The organism is Fulvivirga aurantia (assembly GCF_009711475.1).
Classification (GTDB): Bacteria; Bacteroidota; Bacteroidia; order Cytophagales; family Cyclobacteriaceae; genus Fulvivirga; species Fulvivirga aurantia.
In genome coordinates this window covers 1-3,635 of the sequence record NZ_SMMD01000529.1, presented here as the reverse complement: position 1 = coordinate 3,635, position 3,635 = coordinate 1, and the positions used below count along the sequence as shown (strand labels likewise).

The 3,635-nt window shown below is 38.4% G+C and carries 4 protein-coding genes and 1 pseudogene; 1 reads left to right on the top strand and 4 read right to left on the bottom strand.

The window, feature by feature from the left end; all coding sequences use genetic code 11:
* The 3 genes and pseudogenes from E1176_RS04145 to E1176_RS04135 all read right to left on the bottom strand — a co-directional run.
* Positions 1–790: pseudogene (locus E1176_RS04145) on the bottom strand (DUF4175 family protein); the annotation flags it as partial.
* Between the two features lie 110 nt (positions 791–900).
* Complete coding sequence (locus E1176_RS04140) at positions 901–1,257, bottom strand: hypothetical protein (protein WP_155209308.1); 357 nt, start codon at positions 1,255–1,257, stop codon at positions 901–903.
* The gene (locus E1176_RS04135) at positions 1,250–1,600 is read right to left on the bottom strand and encodes a carboxymuconolactone decarboxylase family protein (RefSeq protein ID WP_155209307.1); all 351 of its coding nucleotides are present in this window, start codon (positions 1,598–1,600) and stop codon (positions 1,250–1,252) included. Before E1176_RS04135 ends, E1176_RS04140 begins: the two co-directional genes overlap by 8 nt.
* A gap of 232 nt (positions 1,601–1,832) precedes the next feature.
* Here E1176_RS04135 and E1176_RS04130 point away from each other — a divergent pair, with 232 nt between their 5' ends.
* Positions 1,833–2,327, top strand: a complete 495-nt coding sequence (locus tag E1176_RS04130) for a ComF family protein (protein ID WP_246205934.1) — start codon at positions 1,833–1,835, stop codon at positions 2,325–2,327.
* A gap of 64 nt (positions 2,328–2,391) precedes the next feature.
* Here the strand turns inward: E1176_RS04130 and gldJ are convergent, their stop codons facing one another.
* The gene (gldJ, locus tag E1176_RS04125; protein WP_185152613.1) at positions 2,392–3,627 is read right to left on the bottom strand and encodes a gliding motility lipoprotein GldJ; all 1,236 of its coding nucleotides are present in this window, start codon (positions 3,625–3,627) and stop codon (positions 2,392–2,394) included.
* Positions 3,628–3,635 lie beyond the last annotated feature (8 nt).

Here is a 3,635-nt window from a genome sequence, read left to right as displayed (position 1 = left end):
CAGCAGCCTCAAATTTGATACGTTTAGTGTTTTGTATCTTAATGAAATTAAAAGTGTAATCTCCTACACCTACTTGCTTCATTTTTATTTTCCTATTACCATCAAATAAATAGACGTTATCAGGTATCGCTTCTCCAATCAAACTCAATTCTAAAGTGAAGTCTTCATTCTTAAATGCTTGAAGTGTGTTATTATCGATTTGGAAGTTGAAAGGTGCTTTGGGTACGAAGTCTTCATTGAATTTTACTATCCTTTCGGTGCTGGTAGTAAAAAATGCAGGACTAACTATCAGAACAAGTAGTATTATTAATACAGGACCAATTACATATTTGACATACCTGCGATTATCAGCTAACCGGACCGCCTTAGAAAATTCAAAATCCTTAACAGATAATACCTTCTGGTTAATGCTTGCCTGGTAAAGGGCGTTGGTAGTTTGTGTATTTTGCTGAAGCTGGATAATATTAAGGAGACGGTCACTGACTTCCGGAAAGAAAGCTCCTATTTTTCGGGCGGCTGCTTCATCATTCATATCAGCACTAAAAAGCTGATACAAAGGCCTTATTACATATCTAAATAGTGCATAAGTGGCCGTAATAATAAATATGCCTAGTAAACCAGCCCTAACCACACTACCAAAGCGGAACGAATATTCTAATGAATTGATTATCAGAAAAATAGAAAGAATCAGGCCCAAAGAAATCAAAACGCCTTTGATGACCAAGCTCATAAAATACTTTCTTTTGAAAGCATCAAGCTTAGGTTTGATATCTTGTGAGTTTTGATTCATTAAAAAAGCCTCTTAATATTTGATACTACATATACGAACCACTGATACTGAGAGTTCAATATACTTTTGGTGTGATATCATTTCATAAAACAATTTATAATATTCTCAGTTCAGTCGAGTGAAGTTTCTGTTTTAAAATACTCTAAAACGTGCATTTTTAGTAGTTTTTCCTGCTCTAGTAAATCAAAATGAGGAAGTTTTTTTACAAGCTTCCAATGTGGCCAGCCTTCCTCGTCCAAACCTTCTAACTCATAAAAACCCGAAAGGCTCAAGACCTTGCAAATGGCGATATGCATTAGATCCTGTTTTTCTTCCTTGCTAAAGGTCTTCTTTCCCTTTCCCAACTCCTGAACTCCAATAAGAAACAAGACACTATTGAGATCCTTGGGTTTTTTACCAATTACCTCTTTTAGCTGCAGGCGCAGTGCCTCCCAGGATCTCGCTAGTTCTAAGTCTTTTTTAATCATTTGATTTTGCCTCTAAGGCTTCCCAAAATTCTACGGCTCTTCTAAGGTGAGGAATTACAATCGTACCGCCTATCAAATTGGCAATGGCAAACGCTTCATACACTTCATCTTTAGTAAGTCCGATTTCATAACATTTCCCAATATGATATTTTACGCAATCATCGCAGCGTAATACCATAGAACAGGCCAAACCAAGCAATTCCTTTGTTTTTACATCTAAAGCACCTTCAGAAAAGGCATTTGTGTCTAGATTAAAGATTCTTTTTATTACCTTGTTGTCCGAAGCCAAAATTTTCTCATTCATTTTGCCTCTGTAACCGTTGAACTCATCTACTATATCCATTGTAAAGATAATTTTTAAATTAGGAGCAAATATATCCAATAAATAGATGCTGTCAGATTTCATATCGCTCTTCTTTCCAAGATACTGTGTAGGATGTCATGGTGCCCTGGTGCGTAAGGAGTCGATTATCTGTATTAACTGTCAGTATGAGATACCCAAGACCAATAGCCATTTGGAATCACCCAATTTTGTTGAAAATAAATTTTTTGGTAAGGTGAATCTTACTAAAGCTATGGCTTATTATAAATTTGAGCGTAAAGGTCGTTTGCAGAGGGTTTTACATCAATTAAAGTATAGTAACAGGCCTGAGGTTGGAAACTTGATTGGTGAGTGGTATGGTCGAGAGCTGGAGGACCTGGAGTTGCCTAACCTATACGATGTAATCGTGCCGGTCCCTCTACATAAAACTAAGTTAAGGAGGAGAGGCTATAACCAAAGCGCACAGTTTGCAGAGGGTCTTTCTAAATCGCTAAACATCCCAATAGATCTCTCATTGCTAAAAAGAACAAAAAAGACAGCAACTCAAACTAAAAAGACGCGAGTAGAACGCTGGCAGAATGTTGAAGAAATATTCAAAGTATCTAAAAAAAAGAAATTAACGGATTTGCGCGTAATTCTTGTTGATGATGTTATCACCACAGGCTCCACGATAGAGTCATGTGCTATCGCGCTGTTGGGGGCTGGGGCAGCAAGTGTAGGTGTAATAGCGATAGCTGCCGCTAAATAATCCCTGGGCAATAAAAAAGGCCACTCTATTGAGTAGCCTTTCTATATTTTAGCTATTATTTTTCTTAGTAATTAGACCCTGCTCTGATCATGGCACATCTAAAGCCGATAGTAGCTGTTGATGAATCCTGATCTAAGTATCTTCTGGTACCAGGAGACATCCAGTAAGCAACGTCTTTCCAAGAACCACCTTTATATACTCTTGCCTGATCTGTGATCAATGAAGTAAATCCTTCAGGATTATTTTCTCTATCACTATTATAGTACTGCTCTCCAGTAGCAACGTTTCTTGTTTCATCAAGATATCCGTCTCTTCTGATTGGGTTTAAGTCATCAAAATCCTGGAATGAAAGCGGTCTGTACACATCAAGTACCCACTCACTCACATTACCAGCCATATTGTATAGACCGAAATCGTTTGGAGGGAATTCATATATGTAAGAAGTGATTAAAGCACCGTCATTTAATTTACCAGCGATACCAGCATAGTCACCTCTACCTCTTTTGAAGTTAGCCAGGAAGTAACCCATTTCTTTTCCGTAAGGATTACGAAGTGCGTGACCATCCCAAGGGTAAATTCTTTGGTGTGTCTGGTTTTCGTCTAACCACTGAGTACCAATAAGTGCTGTAGCAGCATACTCCCACTCCGATTCTGTTGGTAGACGATAGTTAGGCAATACAACACCAGACTCTAATGGAATTCTTCCACCAGAAGTTTCTGGTAATTCCTGACCTGAATCTTCTAATAATTTCTGATTTACCGCACGAGTTCTCCACTCAGAGTAATTATTTGCCTGTGTCCAGCTTACACCAACTACAGGGAAATATCTAAAACCGGGGTATCTTAAGTAATGATCTACATAAGGATCGTTAAATGCTAATCTAGATTCCCACACGGTAGTATCAGGCAATGCTGCCATGTATACTTCTCTAGAAGAATCTGAAACATTTAGATAATGTAGATACTCCAACCAGTGGATATTAGCTACTTCTGTCTCATCCATGTAAAATGATGCTACAGAAACAGTTCTTTCTATATTATCTCTTCTGTTAAGAATATCCTCTTCGTATGAACCAACTACTGCTCGTCCACCTTCTATAAATCTTAAGTTAGGGCCATCTGGCTGTCCGCTGTATGGATTTACCATAAAGCCGTTATTGTCTTCATCGTTATAAGCCAGACCAGTTGCAGTACTCATTGCACCTGGATGCACACTAGTGGGTCTTCCCCCACCGCCACCGAATAGGCCACATGACCATAAAAATGCCGAACCACTGACAACCAAAAAAGCACTTTTAATAAAGCTCG

Bases quoted from the DNA above. Each gene is read 5' to 3' on its own strand.
- E1176_RS04130 (WP_246205934.1), top strand. From the start codon at position 1,833: ATGGCTTATTATAAATTTGAGCGTAAAGGTCGTTTGCAGAGGGTTTTA.
- E1176_RS04135 (WP_155209307.1), bottom strand. From the start codon at position 1,600: ATGGATATAGTAGATGAGTTCAACGGTTACAGAGGCAAAATGAATGAG.
- E1176_RS04140 (WP_155209308.1), bottom strand. From the start codon at position 1,257: ATGATTAAAAAAGACTTAGAACTAGCGAGATCCTGGGAGGCACTGCGC.